At 66.4% G+C, this 756-nt stretch carries 1 protein-coding gene; it reads right to left on the reverse strand.

Going from position 1 to position 756, the window contains the following annotated elements:
* Positions 1-756 (reverse strand): TonB-dependent receptor domain-containing protein (locus tag LS48_RS15040; RefSeq protein WP_117590240.1); only part of this gene is annotated, 756 nt, incomplete at both ends.

The following is a 756-nucleotide window of genomic DNA, read 5'->3' on the forward strand; positions in this document are numbered from 1 at the left end:
GCTTTGCACGGTGTCGGGATCGGCATTGTCGTCCGACCCGATATTGGCGCTCGACCGGAACTGGATGTCAAACCGCGCGAGCCATGTCAGGCCGCGTCCGCCGATCGCGCCGTCATATTGCGCATAGGCATTGCCCTGCCACTTCGGCGAGAAGGTCGACCGCTTGCCCGTCAGGTCCTGCGTGCCGGTGAACGCAGGCAGGTTGGGCGCATTGCGGAAATCGAGGAACTCGGAATCGAGATAGGTGCCCGCGACCCCCAGCGTGACCGGGCGGACCGGGCGCACGCGGAACTCGCCCTCGACGCCCTGCTGGCGCAGCGCCCCGACGTTGCGGATGGTATAGGCGATGCCGTTGAAGCCACGGCTCTGGTAATCGTCGAGAGTGGAACGGAACAGGTTCACGTTGGCGAGCACCGCGCCATCGAGGAAGCTGCTCTTCACCCCGCCTTCCCAGTTTGACACGGTCTCGGGCTGGAAGACGCGCGCTTGGCCGAGCGCCGTGGTCGACTGGGTGTTGTTGAACCCGCCCGATGTGAAGCCGGTCGAGTAGAAGCCGTAGAGCATGACGCGGGGCAGCACCTGCCAGTGCAGCCCGCCGCGCCACGTCACCTTACGGTGGGTGATCGCGAGCGGGGTCGTCTCGTCGCTGTGCAGGAGCTCGGCGGCGTTGAAGCGGCGCTGGGCGAACACGCCATCCTTGGCATCGCGCGTCCAGCGGATGCCGCCGGTCGCCGACAGCGTGTCGGTTACATGGAC

The organism is Aequorivita aquimaris, from assembly GCF_001573155.1.
Taxonomy (GTDB): domain Bacteria; phylum Bacteroidota; class Bacteroidia; order Flavobacteriales; family Flavobacteriaceae; genus Aequorivita; species Aequorivita aquimaris.